The organism is Pseudomonas siliginis, from assembly GCF_019145195.1.
Taxonomy (GTDB): domain Bacteria; phylum Pseudomonadota; class Gammaproteobacteria; order Pseudomonadales; family Pseudomonadaceae; genus Aquipseudomonas; species Aquipseudomonas siliginis.
In genome coordinates this window covers 324372-349859 of the sequence record NZ_JAHSTW010000004.1, presented here as the reverse complement: position 1 = coordinate 349859, position 25488 = coordinate 324372, and the positions used below count along the sequence as shown (strand labels likewise).

18 protein-coding genes and 4 tRNA genes are annotated in these 25488 nt (G+C 60.0%); 8 read left to right on the top strand and 14 right to left on the bottom strand.

Translation table 11 applies throughout. From position 1 onward, the window contains the following. Positions 1–17 precede the first annotated feature (17 nt). Positions 18–1808 carry a bifunctional diguanylate cyclase/phosphodiesterase gene (locus tag KVG87_RS11220; RefSeq protein WP_217850723.1) on the top strand — a complete coding sequence of 597 codons (1791 nt, stop codon included), beginning with the start codon at positions 18–20 and terminating at the stop codon, positions 1806–1808. 123 nt (positions 1809–1931) lie between these two features. Here the strand turns inward: KVG87_RS11220 and KVG87_RS11215 are convergent, their stop codons facing one another. The 7 genes from KVG87_RS11215 to bamJ all read right to left on the bottom strand — a co-directional run bounded on the left by KVG87_RS11215 (position 1932) and on the right by bamJ (position 10067). Continuing rightward, positions 1932–2348, bottom strand: a complete 417-nt coding sequence (locus tag KVG87_RS11215) for a hypothetical protein (protein WP_076566757.1) — start codon at positions 2346–2348, stop codon at positions 1932–1934. Next, a complete protein-coding gene (locus tag KVG87_RS11210; protein ID WP_217850721.1) occupies positions 2348–7132 on the bottom strand; it encodes an RHS repeat-associated core domain-containing protein in 4785 nt (1594 codons plus the stop codon). Before KVG87_RS11210 ends, KVG87_RS11215 begins: the two co-directional genes overlap by 1 nt. 239 nt (positions 7133–7371) lie before the next feature. Continuing rightward, entirely contained in the window at positions 7372–7779 is a 408-nt protein-coding gene (locus KVG87_RS11205; RefSeq protein ID WP_217850718.1) for an SEL1-like repeat protein, read from the bottom strand. Beyond that, positions 7780–8151 (bottom strand): hypothetical protein, encoded by a 372-nt coding sequence (locus KVG87_RS11200; protein ID WP_003223109.1) that lies wholly within the window; start codon positions 8149–8151, stop codon positions 7780–7782. Continuing rightward, positions 8148–8489 carry a helix-turn-helix domain-containing protein gene (locus tag KVG87_RS11195; RefSeq protein WP_217850716.1) on the bottom strand — a complete coding sequence of 114 codons (342 nt, stop codon included), beginning with the start codon at positions 8487–8489 and terminating at the stop codon, positions 8148–8150. The genes KVG87_RS11200 and KVG87_RS11195 overlap by 4 nt, the downstream gene beginning before the upstream one ends. A gap of 112 nt (positions 8490–8601) precedes the next feature. Next, positions 8602–9057 (bottom strand): YkvA family protein, encoded by a 456-nt coding sequence (locus KVG87_RS11190; RefSeq protein WP_016773733.1) that lies wholly within the window; start codon positions 9055–9057, stop codon positions 8602–8604. Positions 9058–9350: 293 nt separating this feature from the next. Further along, the gene (gene bamJ / locus KVG87_RS11185) at positions 9351–10067 is read right to left on the bottom strand and encodes a BamJ family beta-barrel-assembly machinery protein (protein ID WP_076566750.1); all 717 of its coding nucleotides are present in this window, start codon (positions 10065–10067) and stop codon (positions 9351–9353) included. A gap of 269 nt (positions 10068–10336) precedes the next feature. Here bamJ and KVG87_RS11180 point away from each other — a divergent pair, with 269 nt between their 5' ends. Both KVG87_RS11180 and KVG87_RS11175 read left to right on the top strand, forming a co-directional pair. Further along, on the top strand, positions 10337–12148 hold the full coding sequence (locus KVG87_RS11180; protein ID WP_217850714.1) for a di-heme-cytochrome C peroxidase: 1812 nt from the start codon (positions 10337–10339) through the stop codon (positions 12146–12148). Continuing rightward, entirely contained in the window at positions 12145–13314 is a 1170-nt protein-coding gene (locus KVG87_RS11175) for a catalase family protein (protein ID WP_217850712.1), read from the top strand. The genes KVG87_RS11180 and KVG87_RS11175 overlap by 4 nt, the downstream gene beginning before the upstream one ends. 89 nt (positions 13315–13403) lie before the next feature. Here KVG87_RS11175 and KVG87_RS11170 read toward each other — a convergent pair. The 4 genes from KVG87_RS11170 to KVG87_RS11155 form a co-directional block, all read right to left on the bottom strand. Next, positions 13404–13480: transfer RNA gene (locus tag KVG87_RS11170), tRNA-Asp, on the bottom strand. 19 nt (positions 13481–13499) lie between these two features. Beyond that, positions 13500–13575 (bottom strand) — tRNA-Val (locus KVG87_RS11165). A 190-nt stretch (positions 13576–13765) separates the two neighbouring features. Continuing rightward, positions 13766–13842 (bottom strand) — tRNA-Asp (locus KVG87_RS11160). Positions 13843–13861: 19 nt separating this feature from the next. Next, positions 13862–13937, bottom strand: a tRNA-Val gene (locus KVG87_RS11155). Positions 13938–14096: 159 nt separating this feature from the next. Between KVG87_RS11155 and rdgC the strand changes: the two genes are divergently transcribed. The 3 genes from rdgC (at position 14097) to sugE (ending at position 16561) form a co-directional block, all read left to right on the top strand. After that, entirely contained in the window at positions 14097–15017 is a 921-nt protein-coding gene (gene rdgC, locus KVG87_RS11150) for a recombination-associated protein RdgC (protein WP_024012190.1), read from the top strand. Between the two features lie 143 nt (positions 15018–15160). Continuing rightward, complete coding sequence (locus tag KVG87_RS11145; protein ID WP_041479525.1) at positions 15161–16126, top strand: bile acid:sodium symporter family protein; 966 nt, start codon at positions 15161–15163, stop codon at positions 16124–16126. A gap of 120 nt (positions 16127–16246) precedes the next feature. Then, positions 16247–16561, top strand: a complete 315-nt coding sequence (sugE, locus tag KVG87_RS11140; protein WP_041479526.1) for a quaternary ammonium compound efflux SMR transporter SugE — start codon at positions 16247–16249, stop codon at positions 16559–16561. Between the two features lie 114 nt (positions 16562–16675). Here the strand turns inward: sugE and KVG87_RS11135 are convergent, their stop codons facing one another. The 3 genes from KVG87_RS11135 to KVG87_RS11125 all read right to left on the bottom strand — a co-directional run bounded on the left by KVG87_RS11135 (position 16676) and on the right by KVG87_RS11125 (position 21097). Next, the gene (locus tag KVG87_RS11135) at positions 16676–18547 is read right to left on the bottom strand and encodes an MFS transporter (protein WP_212615621.1); all 1872 of its coding nucleotides are present in this window, start codon (positions 18545–18547) and stop codon (positions 16676–16678) included. A gap of 96 nt (positions 18548–18643) precedes the next feature. After that, positions 18644–19795: a TDT family transporter gene (locus tag KVG87_RS11130; protein ID WP_217850710.1), complete on the bottom strand. Its 1152-nt coding sequence runs from the start codon at positions 19793–19795 to the stop codon at positions 18644–18646. A 114-nt stretch (positions 19796–19909) separates the two neighbouring features. Then, on the bottom strand, positions 19910–21097 hold the full coding sequence (locus KVG87_RS11125) for an MFS transporter (RefSeq protein WP_217850761.1): 1188 nt from the start codon (positions 21095–21097) through the stop codon (positions 19910–19912). 103 nt (positions 21098–21200) lie between these two features. On the opposite strand from KVG87_RS11125, the gene KVG87_RS11120 reads away from it, so the two are divergent. Beyond that, entirely contained in the window at positions 21201–21743 is a 543-nt protein-coding gene (locus KVG87_RS11120) for a TetR/AcrR family transcriptional regulator (protein ID WP_217850709.1), read from the top strand. Positions 21744–21966: 223 nt separating this feature from the next. Beyond that, the gene (locus tag KVG87_RS11115) at positions 21967–25437 is read left to right on the top strand and encodes a hybrid sensor histidine kinase/response regulator (protein ID WP_217850708.1); all 3471 of its coding nucleotides are present in this window, start codon (positions 21967–21969) and stop codon (positions 25435–25437) included. Positions 25438–25488 lie beyond the last annotated feature (51 nt).

Sequence of the window (25488 nt, the reverse complement as noted above, 5' to 3'; positions counted from 1 at the left end):
TATCGCCAGAGACTGCCATGACCACGACCGAACAGCTGAGCGCCTTGAGCTCGATCCTGACTCAAAGCGGTTTACACAGCCTGTTCCAGCCGATCATCTGTCTCTCCGAACGCCGCATTCTCGGCTACGAAGCCCTGACCCGTGGGCCGTCCAACAGCCCTCTTCACTCGCCGATTGCCCTGTTCGCCGTAGCGCGACAGGCTGGTCGATTGAGTGAACTGGAAATCGCCTGCCGACAAAGCGCCTGCCGCCGCTTCAACGAACAGCAACTGCCGGGCAAGCTGTTCCTTAACGTGTCTCCAGAATCCTTGCTCGAAGCCGCGCACCAACCCGGGCGTACGTTGCAACTGCTGCAGGACTTGGGCATTGCGCCGAGCCAAGTGGTGATCGAGCTCACCGAGCAGACGCCGATCGATGACTTCCAGTTGCTGCAAACCGCCCTGCATCACTACCGGGCGATGGGTTTTTCCATTGCGCTGGACGACTTGGGCGCGGGGTATTCGAGCCTGCGCCTGTGGTCGGAATTGCGTCCGGATTACGTGAAGATCGACCGGCACTTCATTGATGGCATTCATCAGGATGCGTTGAAAAGAGAGTTTGTCGGTTCGATTCTGCAAATCGCCAAAGCCTCGCGCGCGCAAGTCATCGCCGAGGGCATCGAGCTACCGGAAGAACTCGCGGTGCTGACTGAAATGGGCGTCGACCTGGTGCAAGGCTACCTGCTCGGCCGCCCTCAGGAACATCCGTCCCGCGACGCTCGCGCGTTGATGCCCAAACACGACAGCAGCGCCGTCGCGCTGAATGAAGAAGGCAGCGACCTCAGCGCCCTGCTCAACGACCAGCCCGCCGTGCAACGCGATACGCCCACCGCGACGGTACTGGAAGCCTTTCGCCGCCAGGCCAACCTCAATTCGCTCGCGGTGCTCGACGAACAAGGCCAGCCCTGCGGCATCGTCCATCGCCACTCGCTGTCGGACGCACTGCTCAAACCGTTTGCCACCGATCTGTTCGCGCGCAAACCGATCAGCCGCCTGATGAACGATGATTTCCTCGCCGTGGAAATCAGCCAGTCACTGCAGCAAGTCAGCCGCCTGATCACCAGCCGCGCCCGCCAGCGCATCGAAGAAGACTTCATCATCACCCTCAACGGCAGTTACCTCGGCCTCGGCCGGGTCATCGACGTGCTGAAACTGATCACCGAACTGAAAATCCAGCAGGCGCGCTACGCCAATCCCCTCACCCTGCTACCGGGCAACGTACCGATCCAGCAATGCCTCACGCGCCTGCTGCAACAGGCCCGCGAGTCGATCATCTGCTACGTCGACATCGACAGCTTCAAACCCTTCAACGACATCTACGGCTACGGCCGAGGCGACGAAGTCCTGCTCTGTCTCGCCCAATGCCTCAACGAACGCATCGACCCCACCCGCGACTTCGTCGGCCACATCGGCGGCGACGACTTCCTCCTCGTCCTCGGCCCCGAAGACTGGCGCAAACGCCTCAACCAACTGCTCGACGATTTCCAAAGCCAATGCCGCCGCTTCTATCGGCCTGAACACCTTGAGGCGGGGTGTTTTATTGCGCCGAATCGCCAGGGTGTGCGGCAGGAGTTTGCGTTGTTGTCGTTATCGATCGGGGTGGTGCATTTGCGACCTGAAGCTTGTGCAACGCTTGATGCCAGCCAGCTTGCGGAGATGGCTTCGCAGGCTAAGCATCATGCGAAGGGGGTTGTGGGGTTTAGTGTTTATTTGATTGATAGCCTCATCGCGCCCGACCTCCATTTGCCGCATCTAATTGAACAACGCTGAATATCGACAAGATCCCTGTGGGAGCAGGGCTGCAACGAAGGCAAGCCGACGCAACTAATTGCTGGCTTTAATATCAGTTCAACTAGCAAAGAAAATAATGATCATTTTATTGAGATATCGTCCTCACCATGTAGATCTATCCTCACCAGCAGCCTTCTCAAGGTCTTCCCTCCAGACCTCTTTCGCCAAGCGATAAACTTCTTCAAAAAAGCTACGCGGACTATTTAACGAATACCACTCCCCCCTAGGCCAACTGGAAGTTTCGCACTCATCAATATCAAATAAGCTACTGAAATCGTAGCTTGAATCATCTAACGCTGACTCTAAGGCTTCAAATAGAACCAACTTATGCCTATACGAAAGATACGGCAGTTTTAGACAATACCTCCGTATAAGATTTTCCCTGTCAGTAGGTATATTCGGATTATATACGCCGAGTTCTAGACCTCGGGTCTCTTCTTGATCATAAACATCAAATACGCCAATAAACCAGCTAAATCTTGGATTGAAAGGCCTATCTAAATACGGATGTTTCAACATTATTTTTTCTCCGAAGGAAAGCCCGTAAATGGTTCTTGCGTATTTGTCTTATCAAACTTAACTTCAAACCAGTTCATGTCTTCATTCAAAACCGGATTTTGCGAATCCCGCCTATTCGGTTTGTACCCTCGCCCTGCTCCAGGCAATTCCAACCTAACTATCGGAGTATCATGCTGATCGTCACCCGTATGCATGATCAAGCCATTTTTATTCCTTGTCATCGCCTTGTTTAATGCCCCCAAATGCATTCGCCAGTTGTGAAATTGTGAACTTGGATTTCCTCTGGGAGGCCTCGGAACGACACCTGTGTGAGGATCAGCGCCGTTGATAGCTCGCTGTTTTAGTGCCCGATCGGGAATTTCCGAACTATGTTTTTTCACAGTGTGCATGTCATAAAGTTCTTCATACTCACTCACACGCCGTTTCGCATTCTCCTCAGCCACTTCATCAATCCTCGCCCGTCGTTCCTGCGCCGTCATCTTTGGCAGCGGGGGCGCTCCCTCTTCGACGACCACGCGACCAGCCTCGTACCGCATAGGACGTCGCGGCGCTGACGGTGGACAAATGCAACTCAACCCCAACGGATCCACCCACCCCGTCGGATTCGGCACGTACTGGTACTGATTCAACCCACCCGCGAGCTTCACCGGGTCCGGCGTCAGATACCGCCCTAGCCTCGGGTCGTAATACCGATGGCGGTTGTAGTGCAGCCCACTTTCAACATCGAAATACTGCCCCTGAAACCGCAGCGGTTGGTCGAGGTAGTCTTCGCCGGCCAAGGTCACAGCGGCGACTTTGCCGTAGGCGTCGTATTGCGCGGACCAGACGATTTCGCCGCTGTAGTCGGTGAGTTCCTGCGGGGTGCCGAGGTGGTCGAGTTGGTAGTAGAACGGGCAGGCTTTTTTCGGGCCTTTGCCGTCGAGCATCGCCAGTGGGCGGAAGGTGCCGGGTTCGTAAAGGAAGCTGCGGTATTGGCTGGCGCTGCTTTCGGCGACGAGGTGTTCGCCTTGCCAGAAGAATTCAGTGACGGCGCCGTCGACGGTTTTGCGGATGCGCCGGCCGAAGGCGTCGTATTGATAAGTGGCGGTCTGGCCGTCCGGGCGGGTCAGGCCGATCAGGCGGTGCTGGCAGTCGTAGCGGTATTCGGTGACCAGGGTCTGGCCGTGGCCACGGCGTTCGCGGATCAGGTTGCCGAAGGCGTCGTAGTCGTAATGGCGGTCACCCTGCATCAGCAGGCGATTGCCCTTGATCTGCGCAGGGCCGGGGCGGTCCTGCATCAGCAGGTTGCCGGCCGGGTCGTGGGCGAAGGATTCGGGCAGTTCGTCGCGTGAGTGACGTACGCGGATCAACCGGTCGAGGGCGTCGTAGCCATAGGTGCGCTGGCCGTGGCGGCTGTCGGCAATGTGCTCGAGATTGCCGTTGGCGCTGTAGGCATAATCGCGGCGGTACAGCGAAGCGTGGCGATGACCTACAGCGTGGGCAAGCAAGCGGCCCTGATCGTCGTAGGAGTATTCGCTGAGCAGCAAGCCTTGCTGGCGTTGCTGTTCGCGACCGGACTGGTAGACGTGGCGCGTGAGTGGCGTGCCATTGAGGTCGATGGCTGACAGCGCACCGCCCTTGGCGTAGTGATAATCGAGCTTGCTGTTATCCGGCAGGCGCAGGCGTTTGAGCTGGCCGCAGGCGTCATAGGCGTAACGCAGAGTGCCCCAGCCCTGATGCTCGGTGATCAGCCGGTCCTGACGGTCGTACTCGAAGGCCAGTGGATGGTTCTGCCCGTCATCAACGGCAACCAAGCGCCCGAAGCGGTCGTAGTCGTAGCGGATCTTGGCGCCATCGGGCAGGGTTTTGATTCGCAACCTTCCAGCCGCGTCGCGCTCGTACCGGGTGACCAGCGATAAACCCTGCTCGCCGAACTCGGTCTTTTCCAGCAGATGCCCATTGAGATCATAGGCATAGGCAGTCCGGCGTCCATCAAACCCGATTTCCTGTCGGATCAATCCGGTCGGCGTGTAATCCAGTCGGTATTTTTCGCCCGATTCATTTTCAATCTCGGTCAGCAACAGCCGCGCATGGTCATAGCGATACTGCACGCGGGTGCCGTCAGGATTGATCCGCCGCGAGACCAGGTGCAGGTCGTCGTCATATTCGTAGCGGGTAATGCGCCCCAGTTCATCGCGTTCGGCGGTGATCTGGCCGTAGGCGCCGTAGCTGTAGGCGCGCGTGCTGCCCGTAGGAGAAGTCGTCAGGATCAGTCGGCCGGCGGCGTCCCACTGCTGACGACTGACGACACCAAATTCGTCCTGGGTGGTAATCCGCCGTCCCAGCGCATCGTAGGAAAAGCGCCGCACGCCGCCATCGGGCAGGGTTTCTTCGATGAGCTGACCCAGCTCGTTCCACACCCAGCGGTGGCGGCTGCCGTCCGGATAACGCAGCGACAACAACTGCCCGCGCAGGTTGTAGTAGTAATGGGTGACCTGGCCGCCGGGATCGACCGCTTCGGTGACGGCGCCTTCAGCGTTGCGCCGGTAGATCCACACCGCATCACCACGGCAACGCTTGTAGAGAAAACCGTTGCGGTACTCGTAGGACGTTGGTGCATCGTCCGGCGGAATCAGCGCGATCAGCCGTCCGACCTCGTCGTAGCGGTATTCGGTAACCGCGCCCAACGCATCCTGCTCGGCGATCAACCGGCCCTGCTGGTCATAGGCCTTGAGCTGCTCACCACCATCGGCCGCAACCTGGCGCACCAGCCGCGCGCGCTCGTCGTGGACGTAGACTTCTTCGGTGCCGTCGACGTAATGCACGGTCACGCTGGTGTCGTCATCGTTCCAGACGTAACGGGTGTTCATCTGGGAGAACGACGCCCAGTGGCGCACGCAGCGCGCCGCTTTGCCCTCGCGCTGCCACTCCCAGAAGAAGCTCGCGCCGCCGGTCAACTGGCGCTGGAGGATGACGTGGTGGTCGTCGTAGTCGTAGCGCTCGCTGTCGCCGACCGCGTTGGTCGCGACCAGCAGGCGTTGCCGGGCATCGAAGCTGTAGGTGGCAAGATTTTGCTCGGTGGTCCACTCGCCTTGAACGAACACCTGATAATCGATCGCCACCAGCTGCGCGCGGTCATAGCGCAACAGCAAGGCGCGGCCGGCGCCGTTGTCCAGACGCTGAATGCGGTCGGAGCGATCGCGTTGCAGGGTCAGACGATTGCCGTAGACATCGCTGATCGCCGTCAGCCGGCCGGCGCGAAAGTGATAGAACCGCGCGCTGTCGCCGGCCAGAGCCAGAATCAACTCTTCCGGCTCATCACCGAGAAAGATCGCCGCCCGCGACAGGCTGTTGTGAATCGCTGGGCGCGCGACGTTGGGCAGGGGAAAACGAGTGCGGCGGTTCTCGTGGTCGATCCAGATCACGCCATCGCCGTCGAAGGACAGGCGATGCGCGAGCGTATGGCTCCAGCCGAAACCCAGGCCGATGTCGATCTCGACCGCGCTGCTGCGGTACAAGCGGGTGAACTCGAAGGGCAGCACGCCGTCGAGCACCGCGTCGGTCAGGGTCAGCAGTTCTTCGCCGGTGACCATCGACACCGGGCAGCCGTTTTTGCAGGTATTGGGGACGCAGTCGGCGGCATCGCCGTTGGGGTTTTTCGCCTGGTCGGGGGCGTCGTCGTGGGGCTCGTCTTTCTTCAACATGGCGTTGCGCTTGGCATCCCAGCGCAATTGCATCCGGCCCTTTTTCACCCCGGCGGCGATGCCGCGCGCGGCAACGGCTTTGTAGCGGTCGACGTATTCAATAAAGGCGTTGACGATGCTGAACAGCGCCTTGACCAGACGCTTGGCGACGTTGAACAGCTGCGTTGCGCGGTCAGCCAGACGCAGCGTCAGATAAGCGATCCCCGCCCCCGCTCCGACAAACGTCAGCACCACGCTGATCAGCACATCGATGATCAGTTGCACGATCATCATCGACGCCACTTCAGCAGATTTGCCGGCAATCTCGCTGGGCGGCAGCATGTCCAGCCACAGGCTTGCCGACCGCAGCAGCAAGCACATCGCCGCTTCGTCACTGACCAGCAGCTGCAGCTTTTCCATGAGGTCCGGCGCAGTCTGTGCCAGCTCGATCAGCTCAGCCGCGCCACTGCCCAAACGCTCGGCAAACTTGCCGGGGTCCTGAAGAATTTCCGAGAGCAGACCGAGGCTGTCCCATACCCCTTCGATGGCGGCCCAACTGCCGGCGAGCATGCCGTTGCTGGCCGCTATCGCCACCGACTGTGACCACTGCGGCTTGAAACCTTGCCACTCGCTACGCAGCCAACGTTCCAGTTCGCCGGTCAAGCCGTCATAGGAATCGAACAGCTCGGCGACTTGATTGGAGGTGACCGCGCCATGAACATGCACGCGGTAGAACTTGCCCTCTTCGCCTCTGAATTCAGCCTTGCCCTGCTGATCAAGGGTGACCGGCGTGGTCTTGCCGCTATCCACGTCGACCACATCGACGGAAATGTTGCCCAGCGGGATGTCGTAGACCGATTCGAATTTGCTCTCGATTTGCATCAGCCCGCCCTGCGGGCACTGGACGACGCTGGAGGAAAAGCCGTCGTCGCTGCTGCTGACCGCCGTGCTGCGATCGCCGAAGCGGATGATCCGCTCCATACCCACCAGCGATGGCAGGTCTGTTGCCTCGCTGATCTGGTCCGCCCTGCGACTGAGCCAATGATCAAGCTGTTTGCGGTAGAGGCTGAGGGTTTGCGGAAAGCTGTCGAGTTCCTGCTCGATGCGCGCGATGGCTTCCATCAACACACGCGAGCAAACAAGGTGGACTGAAAAACGGGCTGAAGCATGAGCGGTCCCTCGCGCAAGAAATTAGTCGCGGGAACTGTGCGGGGGATCAAAGAGGAAAGAAGTCAGGCGAGTAGGCAAAGGATGTAGGACTAATCTGCAATCCAGCGTCAATCGAAAAACGTGCAGGCAGAAACGTAAACGCGGCGTGAGGAAAACCTCACGCCGCGTTTACTTAGAAGACATACATGGAATTACTGCGTTGAATCACCAGCCTTCAGCTGTTGCAGCTTCAGCTCGGCCAACGGGTGGCCCGCCTTGGCGGCCATGCTCCACCAACGAGCGGCCTCAACGGGATCCGGCGCCTTGCTCGGCGTACCGGCGAGGCTGATCACGCCGACTTGATAAGCGGCTTTACCGTCGCCGGCCAACGCCGCCAGACGCAGCATACGCACGCCTTCTTCACGCGCGCCCAACCCGACGCCGCGAAAAGTCAGAATGTGCCCATAAAAGCTTTGAGCATCGACATCGCCGAGGTTGGCCATGCGCGCAAACTGGCCTTCAAGCCAGCGCCAGCCACGCGGCTGGCGAACGAACCACGACCAACGAAACAGCCTGCGGGCCAGCCAATAACCGGCCCGCGCCTTGAGGCGCAGAAACACTCAGGCCTCCGCCGATTCCGGGTATTCGTATTCGAAGACGCGCACCACTTCCGACGCATGCCAGGACGCCGCCGCAACGCCATCCGACGGCCCGGAAAAGCGCCCCAGACGCTCGACACATTCAAAGAACCCGGTACGCGGCAAACGACTGGCGCCCTGACTGATGACCAGCGAACTGCGCAACGGCTGCTCGGCTTTGGCATCCAGTGCGGCCAGATGCTCCAGCGCAGCCGTCAGTGTCTGCATCGCCGGTGTCGGCAGCTGCAAACGCTCAAGCAAGGCTCGATAGGTCAGAAGATGGCGCTGACGGCGCGCCTGGTCCAATTCCCCCAGCAATCCGTCCCAATGTTGACGGCTGATGCGTACGCTCACGATTCATCCCTCCAACCCGGCACCGTCAGTTCCCAGGCCAGGCTGCGGCGAATCGCGGCGTCGGGCTGACGCTCACCACTTTCGATCATGGCCAGGTAAGACGGGCTGATGCCTACCGTGCGGGCCAGCGCCTCGATGGCGATGCCCTTCCCTTCGCGCAAACTGCGTAATTGATCCAGACCCGGAAGAATCGGCTCCGGCGAGGTGGCGAGCGGCGCTGCTGGCTGCTGCGCCGGTGTTGCGTTGGTCCCTGCTGCTTTCAGTAGAGCCTGATATTGAGCCCACGGCAGAACCGCGTATTCGGGTTCGCCATCGCGTGCAATTATCTGAATATCCATGACTACCCCGTAGGACAACACCACTTAGCGAGTCGGCACTTTTCCCTAGAAGTGTAATCCTAACAGCGGCTAAGGTCGCGAGTGGTATCTATCTGTAGGCAGTCTTGATCAGTCAGGGCTTTTTCGGGCCTTGCAGCTGCAATTGTTCAGGGGTATCAGGGAGGCGTTCAACCACCGCCAGCTTTTCGGGCTGCTGGCGTTTGCGCCACAGGCGGAAGGCGTTGAGTTCGTCATCGAGGGTTTTCATCAACCAGGCGAGGACAGCGATGTCATCGAGCATGCCGAACATGGGAATGAAATCCGGAATGGCATCCACCGGGCTGAGGAAATACATCAGGCCAGCTACGACAGAGATCAGCGACTTGGCACTGATCGCACGATACTCGCCACGCCAGTAGGCCAGGCACAGCGACTGCAGCAAGCGCAGATCATCCTTGAGTTTGCCCAAGCGATTGCCTTGCGCGGCGCCTTTGCTGGCCACGGCAAACAACAGGGTCGGCAGGCGTCCACGGGCCAGCAGGCGACCGGCCAACGGCAGGAATCGAGCGAAATTCCACGGAGCTTTCATCTATTCTTCCCGTTGAAATGTTATCCACACAAATTGTGGATAACCTTGTGAACAGAGCTGCATTTCAGCGCTGAGAGCCCCGTTTCATAAGGGCTGCGCTCAGATCGGGCGTTTTTTACTCACATAAAAAAGCCCAATATTTCATTGACTTGGCAGCTCAGGGCGTCTAGCGCGGGCAGCCTCAAAGCTATGACTGTGCTGATCGCTGTCAGTTCGCTCTGTTTACCTTTCCTGACCTGCAGATGCAACAACGCCCCGCATAAGCGAGGCGTTGTTGGCGATACCGTTGCGTGTTACTTGGCAGCGGCTTCTTCTTTGGCTGGATCCTTGATGGCCAGCAGTTCCAGGTCGAAAACCAGAACCGAGTTGGCCGGGATTGCCGGGCTTGGCGACTGAGCGCCGTAAGCCAGATCGCTAGGGATGTACAGTTTGTACTTCTCGCCAACGTGCATCAGTTGCAGACCTTCAACCCAACCAGGGATCACGCCACTGACTGGCAGATCGATCGGGCTGCCGCGCTCGACGGAGCTGTCGAACACGGTGCCGTTGGTCAGCTTGCCGGTGTAGTGAACAGTTACGACGTCGGTCGGCTTAGGCTGTGGGCCATCGGCTTTCTTCACTACTTCGTACTGCAGGCCGGAAGCGGTGGTGGTTACACCGGCTTTCTTGCCGTTTTCTTCGAGGAATTTCTTGCCGGCGGCTGCCGACTCTTCGCTCATCTTGGCCATACGCTCTTCAGCACGCTTTTGCAGCGAGGCGAAGGCTTCGACCAGTTCTTCATCTTTCAGCTTCTGTTCTTTCTTGCCAACGGCATCTTCGATGCCCTGGGCTACCGCTTTGGAGTCCAGATCATCCATGCCTTCCTGGGCAAGGCTTTTGCCCATGTTCAGGCCGATGCCGTAGGAAGCTTTTTGCGCCGGGGTTTTCAGCTCTACGCTGGTCTGCGAGTCACAACCCGCGAGTACCAGGCTAACCAGGGCTACCGCCGCCGCCAACCGATGCTGTTTCATGCTATTTCCTTGTTCATGCGCCGAATGGGCAATCGAGTAAAGCCGCGAGCTTATCAGGCCGCCACGACCAATGGCTACCGGCATGAGAGCAGGAATCTTCCGATAAGTTCAGGGATTAAAACGCATTTGGACGACGGCTGGATGAAGCTTCTGTCATTCACGGACGACAAGGCTCGTCGGCTCCTGACTCAGTATCTGGCGTAATGGCCACTTGCCCAGCCAGCGCCGCTCAGGCATAACAGCGCAACAATTCGACAAGGATGTTTAACTTGCGCCCTCTATTCCGCGTTCTCACTCTGGTGATCGTGCTGGCGATAATCGCCGTTGCGGTGATTGTCTATTACGTCGCCAACCCGAAATTGCCCTTCTACACCCCGCCGCAACAGGTACGTTACCTGGATCAATGGAGCGAAGAGCAACGGCAGACCTACTACTTCACGCCCCAAGGTACGCAAGTCAAAGGCCTGCGTTACGAGTGGTTCCAGGCATTGGAATTGCCCTTCTCCGAGCAGCGCTTCGCCTCCCCTGAATATCTCGCCCGTTTCGGCTTCCTGGTCGACCCGCAGCAGAAATCTAGCCCGAACAACCCCGGCAACCTCCCCGTCGGTTTTGCCCGGCACCAGAATCCCGGCAACGCCTCCGAGCATTATCTGGACATCACCTGCGCTGCTTGCCACACCGGCGAGTTGCGCTTCAAAGACCAGGCCGTGCGTATCGATGGCGGCAGCGCACAGCACGTGTTGCCTTCCAGCGTTCCTACATTGCGCGGTGGCAGTTTCGGACAGGCCTTGGTCGCCAGTCTCACCTCGACTTACTACAACCCATGGAAGTTTGAGCGCTTCGCCCGCCAGGTGCTCGGAGATGATTACGAAGCGCGCCGCGAACAATTGCGCAGCGAGTTCAAGGCCTCGCTGAACACCTTCGTCAAAGTGGCCTGGAACGACACCCATCGCGGCCTGTACCCCACCGAGGAAGGCCCGGGGCGCACCGATGCGTTCGGCCGGATTGCCAACGCGACGTTTGGCGATGCGATTTCCCCTGCCAACTACCGCGTGGCCGATGCCCCGGTGGATTACCCGCAGCTCTGGGACATGTGGACGTTCGACTGGGTGCAGTGGAACGGCTCGGCTCAACAGCCAATGGCGCGCAATATCGGCGAGGCGCTCGGCGTCGGTGCCACGCTGAATTTCTTCGACGCCAACGGTCAGCCGCTGCAAGGCGCTGCGCGCTATCCCTCCAGCGTGCGCGTGCGCGATCTGCACGTTATCGAAGAAACCTTGCAGCAGCTGAAGCCGCCGACCTGGCCGGAAGATCTGTTCGGTGCGATCGACAAGCCGCTGGCCGCCAGAGGCCGCGCGCTGTTCGCGGAAAACTGCGCCAGCTGCCATGTCCCGCGCCAATCGCAGGAAGGCGAACGCTGGGTGCAGCACTTGCACATGCTGCCGGTAGACGTGATCGGTACCGATCCCAATGCGGCCAACAACATTGCCAGCCACCGTTTCGACCTGAGCGCACTGCAATGGGATGTCAATGAGCTGAAAAAGATGGACGTCAAACTGCACCCCGAATCCAAGGAGCCGCTTGATCTGAGCCAATTGTCGGTGGCCAAGGGCTTGGCTTACGTCACCGCATTCGTGGAAAACCGTGCCTATCGCGACGCGCAGATCACGCCGGAAGAAAAACTGCGCATGGATGGTTTCGGCCTGCCGATCGGCGTGCGCGAGAAAGTCGCTTACAAGGCCCGGCCGCTGGCTGGCGTGTGGGCGACTGCGCCGTTTCTGCACAACGGTTCGGTGCCAAGCATCTATCAGTTGCTGTCACCGCAGGATGAGCGCGCCACCACCTTCTATAAAGGCACGCTCGAATACGACCCGCGCCACCTCGGCTATCGCACCGAGCCTTTCACCAACGGTTTTCTGTTCGACACGCGCATCAGCGGCAACCATAACAGCGGCCACGAATTCCGCGCCGGCGCTCGCGGCAACGGGGTGATCGGCCGCCTCCTGCAACCCGAGGAGCGCTGGGCGCTGCTCGAATATCTGAAAGTACTGGGCGGACCACTGGAGGCGCAGTTGCCATGATCATGCCGACATTCAAAAAAGAACTGCCGCCACTGGCTCGCTTCTGGCTGTGGTTGGGGCGTTTGCTTGGCAAGACGCTGCTGATCCTGCTGGTCATCGCCCTGCTCGGCTGGGCCATCGCCACCGCGTGGTTCGCCTGGCAGCATCGTGGGCCGGTGTCGGCGCAGGAACAGATTCCAGCGGGCGAAGCGGCGATGACCCAGGACATCATTCAAACCGCAGTGCGCATCGTCGACCAGCACCGCGAACCCACGCGTTATCTGCGCGATGCCCACGCCAAAGCGCATGGCTGCGTGAAGGCGCAAGTGCAGGTGTTACCGGAACTGGCGCAATCGCTGCGACGGGGTGTGTTCAGCGAGCCGGGCAAGACCTGGCAGGCGCTGATCCGGTTGTCCAACGGCAATGCCTATCCGCAATTCGACAGCATTCGCGACGCGCGCGGAATGGCGATCAAGTTGCTTGAGGTTCCTGGCACGCAACTGCTCGGCAACCGCCAGGACCAGCATGAACAGGATTTCGTGATGTTCAGCCATCCGAATTTCTTTGTCAGCGATGTCGCCGAGTATCGTCAGAATGTAGCGGCGCAGGCTGACGGCAAGAAGGTCATGGCGTTTTTTCCGACGTGGGATCCGCGCACCTGGCAGGTCCGTCATCTATTCATCGCGTTGGCAACCCTGTCAGCGCCGCCGGACAGTCCGACCGAGACCACATATTTCTCGGTATCGCCCTACAAGTTCGGTGAGGCCAATGCGAAATTCCGCGTCGTGCCGGATCCGGAGCGTTGCCCGGCGTATACCTTGCCCAAACAGAATCACGACTTGCCGAATTTTCTGCGCAGTGCACTGAATCAACAGTTGTCCACGGATCGGGTGCCGGCGTGTTTTGCCCTGCAGATCCAGCGCCAGGACGCGAACAAGTACATGCCGATCGAGGACACCAGCATTGAGTGGCGTGAGCAGGATGCGCCGTTTGCAACGGTGGCGCGGATCACCCTGCCCGCGCAGGACTTCGATACGCCGGCGTTGAATCTGCAATGCGACAACCTGTCGTTCAATCCGTGGTTCGGCATTGAGGCGCATCGGCCGATTGGCGGGATCAATCGCTTGCGCAGGGCGGTGTATGAGGCAGTGAGCGATTATCGGCATGCCCGCAATGCGGCGCAGTAGCGCGGCGATTTCATAAATCGCAGACAGCAAAAAGCCCGCACTAGGCGGGCTTTCCGTGGTGTCTGGCGTTCAGTTCCAGATACCGAATATGGCGCAGCGGACGGGACTCGAACCCGCGACCCCCGGCGTGACAGGCCGGTATTCTAACCGACTGAACTACCGCTGCGCGAAACGCTTGAAACGAATGGTGGGTGATGACGGGATCGAACCGCCGACATTCTGCTTGTAAGGCAGACGCTCTCCCAGCTGAGCTAATCACCCTTCGCTTCGTTACGGGGCGCATTATGCCACAAGTTTTCGTAAGGTGTTGATTTAATTGAATATTTTTCAAAAAAATCTGAAAACCGGTGAAACGATACATCCCGCGGGTACAACCTTGAGACAGAAAAAAACCCGCATCAGCGGGTTTTTCCGTGGCGACCTGGCGTTCAGTGGTCCAGGTTACCGAATATGGCGCAGCGGACGGGACTCGAACCCGCGACCCCCGGCGTGACAGGCCGGTATTCTAACCGACTGAACTACCGCTGCGCTAAACACTTGAAACGAATGGTGGGTGATGACGGGATCGAACCGCCGACATTCTGCTTGTAAGGCAGACGCTCTCCCAGCTGAGCTAATCACCCTTCGCTTCGGTGTGGCGCGCATTCTACGGAGCACCCCAACCTCTGGCAAGCACTTTTTTAAATAATTTTCCGAGGTCTTCCAAAGGCTTAGAGAAGGGTTGGCCTATGCCCCGGCGAAGACAATAATGCCCCCCTTTGTATAAAGGAGTGACTCGCCCCATGTGGTTCAAGAACCTGCTGATCTATCGCCTGACCCAAGACCTGCCTGTCGATGCCGAGGCGCTGGAAACTGCACTGGCGACCAAACTGGCGCGGCCGTGTGCAAGCCAGGAGCTGACCACTTACGGTTTCGTCGCACCGTTCGGCAAGGGCGAAGATGCGCCGCTGGTGCACGTCAGCGGCGATTTCCTGCTGATCTCTGCGCGCAAGGAAGAACGTATTCTGCCGGGCAGCGTCGTGCGTGACGCGGTCAAGGAAAAGGTCGAAGAGATCGAAGCCGAGCAGATGCGCAAGGTCTATAAGAAGGAACGCGACCAGATCAAGGATGAAATCATCCAGGCGTTCCTGCCGCGCGCATTCATTCGTCGTTCCTCGACCTTCGCCGCGATCGCGCCGAAACAGGGCCTGATCCTGGTCAACTCGGCCAGCCCGAAACGCGCCGAAGACCTGCTGTCGACCCTGCGCGAAGTGATCGGCACCCTGCCCGTGCGTCCGCTGACCGTGAAAATGGCGCCAACAGCGGTGATGACCGAGTGGGTCACCACGCAGAAAGCCGCCGACGATTTTTATGTACTGGACGAGTGCGAACTGCGCGACACCCACGAAGACGGCGGCATCGTCCGTTGCAAGCGTCAGGACCTGACCAGTGAAGAAATCCAGCTGCATCTGAGCACCGGCAAAGTCGTCACTCAGCTGTCGCTGGCCTGGCAGGACAAACTGTCGTTCATGCTCGACGACAAGATGACCGTCAAGCGCCTGAAATTCGAGGATCTGCTGCAGGATCAGGCGGAACAGGACGGTGGCGACGAAGCCCTGGGCCAACTGGATGCCAGCTTCACCCTGATGATGCTGACCTTCGGCGACTTCCTGCCGGCACTGGTTGAAGCGTTGGGTGGGGAAGAGATGCCGCAGGGGATCTGACTCTGACGAGTATCTAACCTGTGGGAGCGAGCCTGCTCGCGAATGCGGTGTGCCAGCAACATTAATGTGTCTGGCTCACCGCTTTCGCGAGCAGGCTCGCTCCCACAATGTTTTGTGGTGTAACCAAAAATAAGGATCAAGCCATGCGCGCACTGGCTGCACTCAGCCGCTTTGTCGGCAATACCTTCGCTTACTGGGTTCTGATTTTTGCCGTCGTGGCCTTTCTGCAACCGGCGTGGTTCATCGGCCTGAAAAGCGCGATCGTACCGCTGCTGGGTCTGGTGATGTTCGGCATGGGCCTGACCCTCAAACTCGACGACTTCGCTGCCGTCGCTCGCCATCCGTGGCGGGTGGCGCTGGGCGTGGTTGCGCATTTCGTGATCATGCCCGGTGTGGCGTGGTTGCTCTGCCAGGTGTTTCACCTGCCGCCGGAAATCGCCGTCGGCGTGATTCTGGTCGGTTGCTGCCCGAGCGGCACCTCTTCAAACGTGATGACCTGGCTGGCACGCGGTGATCTGGCGCTTTCCGTGGCGATTGCCGCGGTCACTACCCTCCTCGCCCCGCTGCTCACCCCGGCACTGATCTGGCTGCTGGCCTCGGCATGGTTGCCGGTATCGTTCATGGAGCTGTTCTGGTCGATCCTGCAAGTGGTGCTGCTGCCGATCGTTCTCGGCGTGGTCGCGCAGCGTCTGCTCGGCGACAAGGTGCGGCATGCGGTGGATGTGTTGCCGCTGGTGTCGGTGGTCAGCATCGTGATTATCGTCACCGCCGTGGTCGCGGCGAGTCAGGCGAAAATCGCCGAGTCCGGCCTGTTGATCATGGCCGTGGTGATGCTGCACAACAGCTTCGGTTATCTGCTCGGCTACTTCACCGGGCGCCTGTTCGGCCTGCCGCTGGCTCAGCGCAAGTCGCTGGCACTGGAAGTCGGCATGCAGAATTCTGGCTTGGGCGCGGCATTGGCCAGTGCGCACTTTTCGCCACTGGCGGCGGTGCCGAGCGCGCTGTTCAGCGTTTGGCACAATATTTCCGGAGCACTGCTGTCGACGTACTTCCGGCGCATGAGCGAAAAGGAAGACCGCGACAACCTCGCGCAACGGGCTGCCGATTGAGGCTGAAAACTTGATCCCCGGGTTAATGCTCGTCAGTATATTGCGCAACGCGGGGACGACCCTGCGGCTCGCTCGAGTCATTAATCTGGGGACGACCCCGTCAATCGATGGAGGTCCTGCATGTCCTGGATCATTCTGTTTTGCGCCGGCCTGTTCGAAGTCGGCTGGGCCGTCGGCCTGAAATACACCGACGGCTTCACCCGCCCGCTCCCCACCGCCCTCACCGTTGCCGCCATGGCCATCAGCCTTGGTTTGCTCGGTCTGGCAATGAAGGAATTGCCGTTGGGTACGGCCTATGCGATCTGGACCGGTGTCGGTGCCGTGGGTACGGTGATCGCCGGGATCATTCTGTTTGGTGAATCGATGGCATTGATTCGGCTGGCCAGTGTGGCGTTGATCGTCACGGGTTTGATAGGCCTTAAAGTCAGCGCTTAAGCCACTAGCGTCTTCGCGAGCAGGCTCGCTCCCACATTCAACCGCGTTCCGTCATTGGAACAGGGTCAACTGTGGGAGCGAGCCTGCTCGCGAAGGGGCCTTTTGATATACCGACTATCTGACAGCCCCGCGCAATTCCCCCACCAACACCTGCAACTTCGCCGGCTCGGTCCCTTCGGTAATCGCCGGCCCCGCCACCAGCGTCACCCGCGACCACAAGCGATGGAACAAGCCCTTGTTCGGATCGCGACTGAAGAAACTCCCCCACAATCCTTGCAGCGCCAGCGGAATCACCGGCACCGGCGTCTCCTCCAGAATGCGCGTCACGCCGCCACGAAACTCGTTGATCTCGCCATCGGCGGTCAATTTGCCTTCCGGGAAAATACACACCAGCTCACCGTCCTTCAGATACTGAGCGATGCGGGTGAAGGCTTTTTCGTAGATCTGGATATCTTCCTGGCGTCCGGCAATCGGAATAGCGCCCGCCGTGCGGAAGATAAAGTTCAGCACCGGCAGGTTGTAGATCTTGTAGTACATGACAAAGCGAATCGGCCTACGCACCGCCCCGCCGATGAGCAAGGCGTCAACGAACGACACGTGGTTGCACACCAACAGCGCCGCGCCCTCGTCCGGGATCGCTTCAAGGTTGCGGTGCTCGACGCGGTACATGGAATGGCTGAGCAGCCAGATCATGAAACGCATGCTGAATTCCGGAACGATCTTGAAGATGTAGGCGTTGACGCCGATGTTCAGCAGCGACACCACCAGGAACAGTTGCGGGATCGACAGCTTGGCGACGCTCAACAAGACGATCGAAACAATCGCCGACACCACCATAAACAACGCGTTGAGAATGTTGTTGGCGGCAATCACCCGCGCCCGTTCGTTTTCAGCCGTACGCGACTGGATCAGCGCGTACAGCGGGACAATATAGAAGCCACCGAAAATGCCCAGGCCAAGGATGTCGATCAACACCGCCCAGGTGTGAACGAAGCCCAGCACCGCAATCCAGCTATGGCCGGTGACGCTGTCCGGGATCCCACCGGAATGCCACCACAGCAACAGGCCGAACACGGTCAGGCCAAACGAGCCAAACGGCACCAGTCCGATCTCGACTTTGCGCCCGGAGAGCTTTTCGCAGAGCATCGAACCCAGCGCGATGCCCACCGAGAACACGGTCAGGATCAGCGTGACCACGGTTTCGTCACCGTGCATCCATTCCTTGGCGTAGGCCGGGATCTGCGTCAGGTAGATCGCCCCGACGAACCAGAACCACGAGTTGCCGACAATCGAGCGCGACACCGCAGGCGTCTGGCCCAGACCGAGTTTCAACGTCGCCCAGGACTGGCTGAAGATATTCCAGTTCAGGCGCATTTCCGGCGACGAGGCCGCCGCGCGCGGAATGCTGCGGCTGGCCAGATAACCCAGCACGGCAATGCCGACGATCGCTGCGGAGACTACCGGCGCGTAGTGCTCGGACGACATCATGATCCCGGCGCCGATGGTGCCGGCGAGAATCGCCAGAAACGTGCCCATTTCCACCAGACCGTTGCCGCCGACCAGTTCATCGTCGCGCAAGGCCTGCGGCAGGATCGAATACTTCACCGGGCCGAACAACGCCGAGTGAGTGCCCATGGCGAACAGTGCCACCAGCATCAGCGACAGATGATCGAAGAGGAAGCCGATCGATCCTACGGCCATGATGGCGATTTCCGCGAGTTTGATCAGACGGATCAGCGCGTCCTTGGCGAATTTTTCCCCGAACTGCCCGGCCAGCGCCGAGAACAGGAAAAACGGCAGGATAAACAGCAGCGCGCAAAGGTTGACCCAGATCGAGCGATCGCCCTCGATGGTCAACCGATAGAGGATGGCGAGGATCAACGACTGCTTGAACACGTTGTCGTTGAACGCGCCGAGCGACTGGGTAATAAAGAAGGGCAAAAAGCGCCGGGTGCGCAGCAGGTTGAACTGTGAGGGGTGACTCATCTTCCGTGTTTCCTGATGTTAGGTAGTGAGGCCTGGGTGCTTGTTATTGGAATCCCGCACCACGATCCAGGCCACACCTTACCTAAACTTTTCGGATTATTTCTTCAAACCTGCAATACACGGCGAGACAAACAGCTCGCCACGCCATGCGCCCTGCACGGTGCGCTTGCCGACGATCAGCCACATTGCCGCCAACAAAATCACCAGCGCGGTACCGAATACACTGAAAAACGTCAGGTTGAGGATGCTTGCCAGTTTCAGAGTCGCCAGCGAATACACGCCCAACGGGAACGTAAAACCCCACCAGCCGAGGTTGAACGGAATGCCGTCGCGTAGATAACGTACGGTGATCAACAATGCCATCAACATCCACCACAGACCAAAACCCCACAGCGTGATCCCAGCGACCAGACCCAGGCCCGAGGCGATTTCACCGACGCCGGGCAGACCATTCGCGGCAAAAATCGCTGGCGCCTCACCGCCCAACAGCAACATGCCCAGGGCACCGGTGCCGATCGGACCGAGAGCGAGCCAGCTCGAAGCGGCCATGTTTTCGTGGGGCAGTTTGTGCAAAGCCATACGCAACAACAGGATGGTCAGAATGCTGAACGCCACAGGCAGCGAGAATGCCCAAAGCACATAACTGGTAGTCAGTACGATCAATTGCCCATGGGCATCGGTCAGATGCGGGGCGAGCAGGCCGCCGCTGGCCGCTGCCACTTCCGCCGCCACCACCGGCAGCAACCAGACCGCGGTCATCTGATCGATGCTGTGTTCCTGACGGGTAAACATCATGTACGGAATCAACACACCACAGGCCAGCGACATCGCCACATCGATCCACCACAACACTTCAACAAGTTGCATAACACCGTCGCCCCAGCGCGGCAGCCCGAACAACAGAAAGCCGTTGATGATCGTCGCCAGGCCCATGGGAATGGTGCCGAAGAACATCGATACAGTCGAATGGCCGAAAATCCGCCGCGCCTCATCAAAGAACAAAATCCACCGCGCGGCGTAGGCAACGGTAAACAGCGTGAATAACAGAATGTTGAACAACCACAGCCCTTCGGCCACAGCGCGCAATCCGGGAATGGCCAGCGGCAACTGGGCCAGCGCCAATGCCAGCACACCGGTGCCCATGGTCGCGGCGAACCAGTTCGGCGTGAACTGGCGGATCACTTCGCGCGGATGCTGAAGCTGGCTGAAAGGTTTGTAGCCAGGGGTGACACTGTTGGGGCAAATCATCATGAACTCCTGTCCTCTGGTGAGGTTGAGTCCATGGTAGATCCGAATCGAATATCGATATAACGGGTAATATCTCTAACTGTTATCTGTTTTGCAGATAAGCGTCTACACGCGCTAAGGAGCGCTGCAAACTCTGCCCGTCTGCGGACGCAGACTGAGCAGCAGCGCAGCCACGGCCAGCACGATCGATACAACGCCGTAACCGTCGGTGGTCACCAGCAACCCGAAACTGCGAGCCAGGTGCCCGGCCAGCAACGCCGGCAAACAGAACGCCAGATAACTGAGCACGTAATACGCCGACATCAACCCGGCTCGCTCGTGTGGCGCGGCCATCGACACCAGACTGCGCACCGCACCGAGGAAACCTGAACCGAAGCCGCAACCGGCGACCAGGGTGCCAAAGAAAAACAACGACAGACTGGCGCCATGCACACCGAGCAGGATCAGGACCAGCCCGATTGGCAGCAAGCTCGCGCCCAGCCGCAACGCCTGAGCGGCCGGACGATTGCGCATCGTAAAAATCATCAACGCACCGGTCACGGTGAGCGCCGCGACCGTCGCACCGCCGATCAGATTGGAGGTAGAGCCAGTGGCCGTGCGCACCAACGACGGTGCCAGCGAGGCATAAAAACCTCCGAGCGCCCAGGTCGCGGTGTTCAGTGGCAGCACGCGCCACAACGTTGAACGCGCTTGCACCGGCACGTGCAGGGTCGGTCGCAACGACGCCAGCGCCCCACCTTGCCGCGAGACACTTTCCGGCAGGCGCCAGACATACATGCCTTGCAACACGAACAACGCCAACAGCAACCAATAGGTCAGCTGCAACGGCGCCGGTGCGAATTCTGCCAGCAAGCCACAGCCCAAACCGCCCAAAGCCATCCCGAGTAACGGTGCGACACTGTTGATCAGCGGCCCCTGCTGCCGGTCGGTGTCGAGCAGCGTTGCGCTCAAAACGGCGGTGGCCATGCCGGTGGCGAAACCCTGCAGCACCCGCGCGCCGATCAACCACGACACGCTGTCGGCATAAATGAACAGCAGCATCGCCAGCGCATTGAGCAGCACGGCACTGAAGATCACCGGTTTGCGTCCGAGATGGTCGGAAAGCGAACCAACCGTCAGCAACGCCGCCAACAGACTGAAAGCGTAAACGGCGAAGATCAGCGTCAACATCGCTGCCGAGAAATGCAGTTGATCCTGATACAAGTGATACAACGGCGTCGGCGCGGTGGAAGCGGCGAGAAAACTGAGTAAGGTGATCGCCAGAAACCACAAGCTCGACCGGTGGGAAGCGACACTATTCAAGGGGCTGGTCATGGGCATACTCCGCAAAAGCTAATTTTTTGCTTTTGCGCAGTGTGCTACCGCCCAGCGCTTAAAGCAAATTCTTTGTGTTAAGGTCTGCCGCATGGCTATTAAAGAAGGTTTACGCCCCGGTGGCCGCAGTGCCCGGGTGCAGGAGTCGATTCATTCGGCGGTCAATGCGCTGCTGCAAGAGCAGGAACGTTCCACCGTGACCGTCCCGCAGATTGCCGCCCGCGCGGGGGTTACGCCGTCGACGATCTACCGCCGCTGGGGTGATCTGGCGGCGTTGCTGGCGGACGTCGCCCTCGCCCGCATGCGCCCGGACAGCGAGCCGGCGAACACTGGCAGCCTGCGCGGCGATATCCGTGCGTGGGCCGAGCAATATCTCGACGAGATGAGCTCGGAGGTCGGGCGCAACATGATGCGCGACGTGCAGGCCAGCGCTACGCCGGGCAATTGCGTGGCGATCATTGGTGCGCAGTTGCAGACCATTGTCGATCGCTATCCGCATGAGAAGGCGCCGAGTGTCGATCGCTTGATCAATCTGGTGGTGGCGCCGGTGGTGTTCCGGATTCTGTTTTCGGCCACGGCGCTGGAGGTGGATGAGTTGCATCGGTTGATCGATATTGCATTGCGGCAGGACTGACGCCTTCGCGAGCAGGCTCGCTCCCACAAGGGAATGCATTCCAGAACGTGGGAGCGAGCCTGCTCGCGAAGAGGTCCGCCCAGTCACCACAAAAACCACCCGGTACCCCGCCTGCGACACCCCGCCACGCCACGACCTTGGTCGACACTGACTAACCGCCGCGCGCGTGCGAGACTGTCCGCCCGGGCAGGAGTGCCGGGGAGTCTTTTGTCGGGAGTGCTGCATGTCGTTGTCCACCGGGCTGATCGCCGTCGTTGCCCTGGCCTACATGGCCATCATGTTCGCCATCGCCTTCTACGGCGACCGTCGCAGCACGCCGTTGCCGCCACGTGTGCGTGCCTGGGTGTACAGCCTGTCGCTGGCGGTCTACTGCACCAGCTGGACGTTCTTCGGCGCGGTCGGTCAGGCGGCGGAACAACTGTGGTCATTCCTGCCGATCTACCTCGGGCCGATCCTGCTGCTGGTCGGCGCGCCGTGGGTCCTGCAGAAAATGGTGATGATCAGCAAACAGGAGAACATCACCTCCATCGCCGACTTCATCGCCGCGCGCTACGGCAAGTCACAATCGCTGGCGGTGGTGGTGGCGCTGATCTGCCTGGTCGGCGTCTTGCCTTATATTGCCCTGCAACTCAAAGGCATTGTCCTTGGCGTGAACCTGCTGATCGGCGCCGGCGCCGATGCCATGGGCACCCGCGCCCAGGACACGGCGCTGATCGTGTCGCTGGTGCTGGCGTTGTTCACCATCGTTTTCGGCACGCGCAACCTCGACGCCACCGAACACCACCGTGGCATGGTGCTGGCGATCGCGTTCGAGTCGCTGGTCAAGCTGTTCGCCTTTCTCGCCGTCGGCGCCTTCGTCACGTACGGCCTGTATGACGGTTTCGACGACCTGTTCAATCAGGCGATGCTCGCCCCGCGCCTTGAGGCGTATTGGAAGGAAACCATCAACTGGCCATCGATGGTGGTGCAGACCGGCGTGGCGATGATGGCGATCATCTGCCTGCCGCGGCAATTTCACGTCACCGTGGTGGAGAACATCGACCCGCAGGATCTGCGTCTGGCGAAATGGGTGTTCCCCGCCTATCTGGCATTGGCCGCACTGTTTGTGGTCCCGATCGCCCTTGCCGGTCAGATGATGCTGCCCAGCCACGTGCTGCCCGACTCGTTCGTGATCAGCCTGCCGCTGGCCCAGGCCCATCCGGCGCTGGCGATGCTGGCGTTTATCGGTGGCGCATCGGCAGCGACCGGCATGGTGATTGTCGCCAGCGTCGCCCTGTCGACCATGGTTTCCAACGACATGCTGTTGCCGTGGCTGTTGCGCCGTAACAATGCCGAGCGCCCGTTCGAGGTGTTCCGCCAGTGGATGCTCTCGGTGCGCCGCGTGAGTATTGTGGTGATTCTGCTGCTGGCCTACGTCAGTTATCGCTTGCTCGGCTCGACCGCGAGCCTGGCGACCATCGGCCAGATCGCCTTCGCCGCTGTGACGCAACTGGCGCCGGCCATGCTCGGCGCGCTGTACTGGAAACAGGCCAACCGCCGGGGCGTGTTCGCCGGCCTCGCCACCGGCACGTTCCTCTGGTTCTACACGCTGGTGCTGCCGATTGCCGCGCACAGTCTCGGCTGGTCACTGGCGAGCTTCCCCGGCTTGGCGTGGCTGCACAGTAATCCGCTGAACCTGCCGATTACGCCGCTGACTCAAGGCGTGGTGCTGTCGCTGGCCGGTAACTTCACCCTGTTCGCCTGGGTCTCGGTGCTGTCGCGCACGCGGGTTTCCGAGCACTGGCAGGCCGGGCGCTTCATCGGTCAGGAAATCAGCGCGCGGCCTAATGCTCGTTCAATGCTGGCGGTGCAGATCGACGATCTGCTGCAACTGGCGGCGCGTTTCGTCGGCGAAGAACGCGCGCGGCAGAGCTTCATTCGCTTCGCCTACCGTCAGGGCAAGGGTTTCAACCCCAACCAGAACGCCGACAGTGAATGGATCGCCCATACCGAACGTTTGCTGGCCGGTGTCCTCGGCGCTTCTTCGACGCGCGCTGTAGTAAAAGCCGCCATCGAAGGTCGGGAAATGCAGCTGGAGGACGTAGTCCGAATCGCTGACGAAGCCTCGGAAGTGCTGCAGTTCAACCGCGCGCTGCTACAAGGCGCGATCGAGAACATCACCCAGGGCATCAGCGTGGTCGACCAGTCGTTGAAACTGGTGGCATGGAACCGGCGTTATCTGGAGCTGTTCAACTACCCCGACGGCCTGATCAGCGTCGGCCGGCCGATTGCCGACATCATTCGCTACAACGCCGAACGCGGTTTGTGCGGCCCCGGCGAAGCGGAAGTGCACGTCGCGCGACGCTTGCACTGGATGCGTCAGGGCCGCGCGCACACTTCCGAACGGCTGTTCCCCAATGGCCGGGTGATCGAGCTGATCGGCAACCCGATGCCCGGCGGCGGATTTGTCATGAGCTTCACCGACATTACCGCGTTCCGCGAAGCCGAACAGGCGCTGACCGAGGCGAACGAAGGGCTGGAGCAACGGGTCAGCGAACGTACCCAGGAACTGTCGCAACTCAATGTCGCGCTCACCGAAGCCAAGGGCAATGCCGAGGCGGCCAACCAGTCGAAAACCCGCTTCCTCGCCGCCGTCAGCCACGACTTGATGCAACCGCTGAACGCCGCACGGCTGTTCTCCGCCGCCCTCTCCCACCAGAACGAAGGCTTGAGCGCAGAGGCGCAGCAGCTGGTGCAACACCTCGACAGCTCGCTGCGTTCGGCGGAAGACCTGATCAGCGATCTGCTGGACATCTCGCGCCTGGAGAACGGCAAGATCAACCCGGACCGCAAAGCGTTCGCCGTCAATGAACTGTTCGACACCCTCGGCGCGGAATTCAAGGCGCTGGCTCAAGAGCAAAAGCTCACGTTCCGGGTGCGCGGCAGTCAATTGCGCATCGACAGCGACATCAAACTGCTGCGGCGAATCCTGCAAAACTTCCTCACCAACGCTTTCCGCTATGCCAAAGGCCCGGTGCTGCTGGGCGTGCGTCGGCGCGGTGGCGAGTTATGTCTGGAAGTCTGGGATCGCGGCCCGGGGATTCCGGAAGACAAGCAGCAAGTGATTTTCGAAGAATTCAAACGCCTCGACAGCCACCAGACCCGCGCCGAAAAAGGTCTGGGCCTGGGTCTGGCGATCGCCGACGGCTTGTGCCGCGTGCTCGGGCATACCTTGCGCGTTCGTTCTTGGCCGGGGCGCGGCAGTGTGTTCAGCGTGACAGTGCCGATCGCCCGCACGCAAACCCCTCCAGTTAGCGCCATGGTGGAACTGAACGGAAAACTGCTCAGCGGCGCGCAGGTGCTGTGCATCGATAACGAAGACAGCATCCTGATCGGCATGAACAGCCTGCTGAGCCGCTGGGGCTGCCAAGTGTGGACGGCGCGCAATCGCGAAGAATGCGCAGCGATATTGAATGAAGGTGTGCGGCCGCAACTGGCGCTGGTCGACTATCACCTCGACCACGGCGATACCGGCACAGAGCTGATGGCGTGGTTGCGCACGCGCCTGGGCGAGCCGGTACCCGGCGTGGTCATCAGCGCGGATGGACGCCCGGAGACCGTAGCGCAAGTGCATGCGGCAGGCCTGGATTATCTGGCCAAACCGGTGAAGCCGGCAGCGTTGCGGGCGCTTTTGAGTCGGTATTTGCCGTTGTAGAAGGTGACCTTGCAGACGCCTTCGCGAGCAGGCTCGCTCCCACAGAAAAGC

Excerpts from the sequence above, each read along its gene's own strand:
- KVG87_RS11145 (WP_041479525.1), top strand. The coding sequence starts at position 15,161 with ATGCGCGCACTGGCTGCACTCAGCCGCTTTGTCGGCAATACCTTCGCT.
- KVG87_RS11130 (WP_217850710.1), bottom strand. The coding sequence starts at position 19,795 with ATGATTTGCCCCAACAGTGTCACCCCTGGCTACAAACCTTTCAGCCAG.
- KVG87_RS11175 (WP_217850712.1), top strand. The coding sequence starts at position 12,145 with ATGATCATGCCGACATTCAAAAAAGAACTGCCGCCACTGGCTCGCTTC.
- KVG87_RS11190 (WP_016773733.1), bottom strand. The coding sequence starts at position 9,057 with ATGAAAGCTCCGTGGAATTTCGCTCGATTCCTGCCGTTGGCCGGTCGC.
- KVG87_RS11195 (WP_217850716.1), bottom strand. The coding sequence starts at position 8,489 with ATGGATATTCAGATAATTGCACGCGATGGCGAACCCGAATACGCGGTT.
- KVG87_RS11115 (WP_217850708.1), top strand. The coding sequence starts at position 21,967 with ATGTCGTTGTCCACCGGGCTGATCGCCGTCGTTGCCCTGGCCTACATG.
- rdgC (WP_024012190.1), top strand. The coding sequence starts at position 14,097 with ATGTGGTTCAAGAACCTGCTGATCTATCGCCTGACCCAAGACCTGCCT.
- sugE (WP_041479526.1), top strand. The coding sequence starts at position 16,247 with ATGTCCTGGATCATTCTGTTTTGCGCCGGCCTGTTCGAAGTCGGCTGG.
- KVG87_RS11215 (WP_076566757.1), bottom strand. The coding sequence starts at position 2,348 with ATGTTGAAACATCCGTATTTAGATAGGCCTTTCAATCCAAGATTTAGC.
- bamJ (WP_076566750.1), bottom strand. The coding sequence starts at position 10,067 with ATGAAACAGCATCGGTTGGCGGCGGCGGTAGCCCTGGTTAGCCTGGTA.
- KVG87_RS11120 (WP_217850709.1), top strand. The coding sequence starts at position 21,201 with ATGGCTATTAAAGAAGGTTTACGCCCCGGTGGCCGCAGTGCCCGGGTG.
- KVG87_RS11210 (WP_217850721.1), bottom strand. The coding sequence starts at position 7,132 with ATGGAAGCCATCGCGCGCATCGAGCAGGAACTCGACAGCTTTCCGCAA.
- KVG87_RS11220 (WP_217850723.1), top strand. The coding sequence starts at position 18 with ATGACCACGACCGAACAGCTGAGCGCCTTGAGCTCGATCCTGACTCAA.
- KVG87_RS11135 (WP_212615621.1), bottom strand. The coding sequence starts at position 18,547 with ATGAGTCACCCCTCACAGTTCAACCTGCTGCGCACCCGGCGCTTTTTG.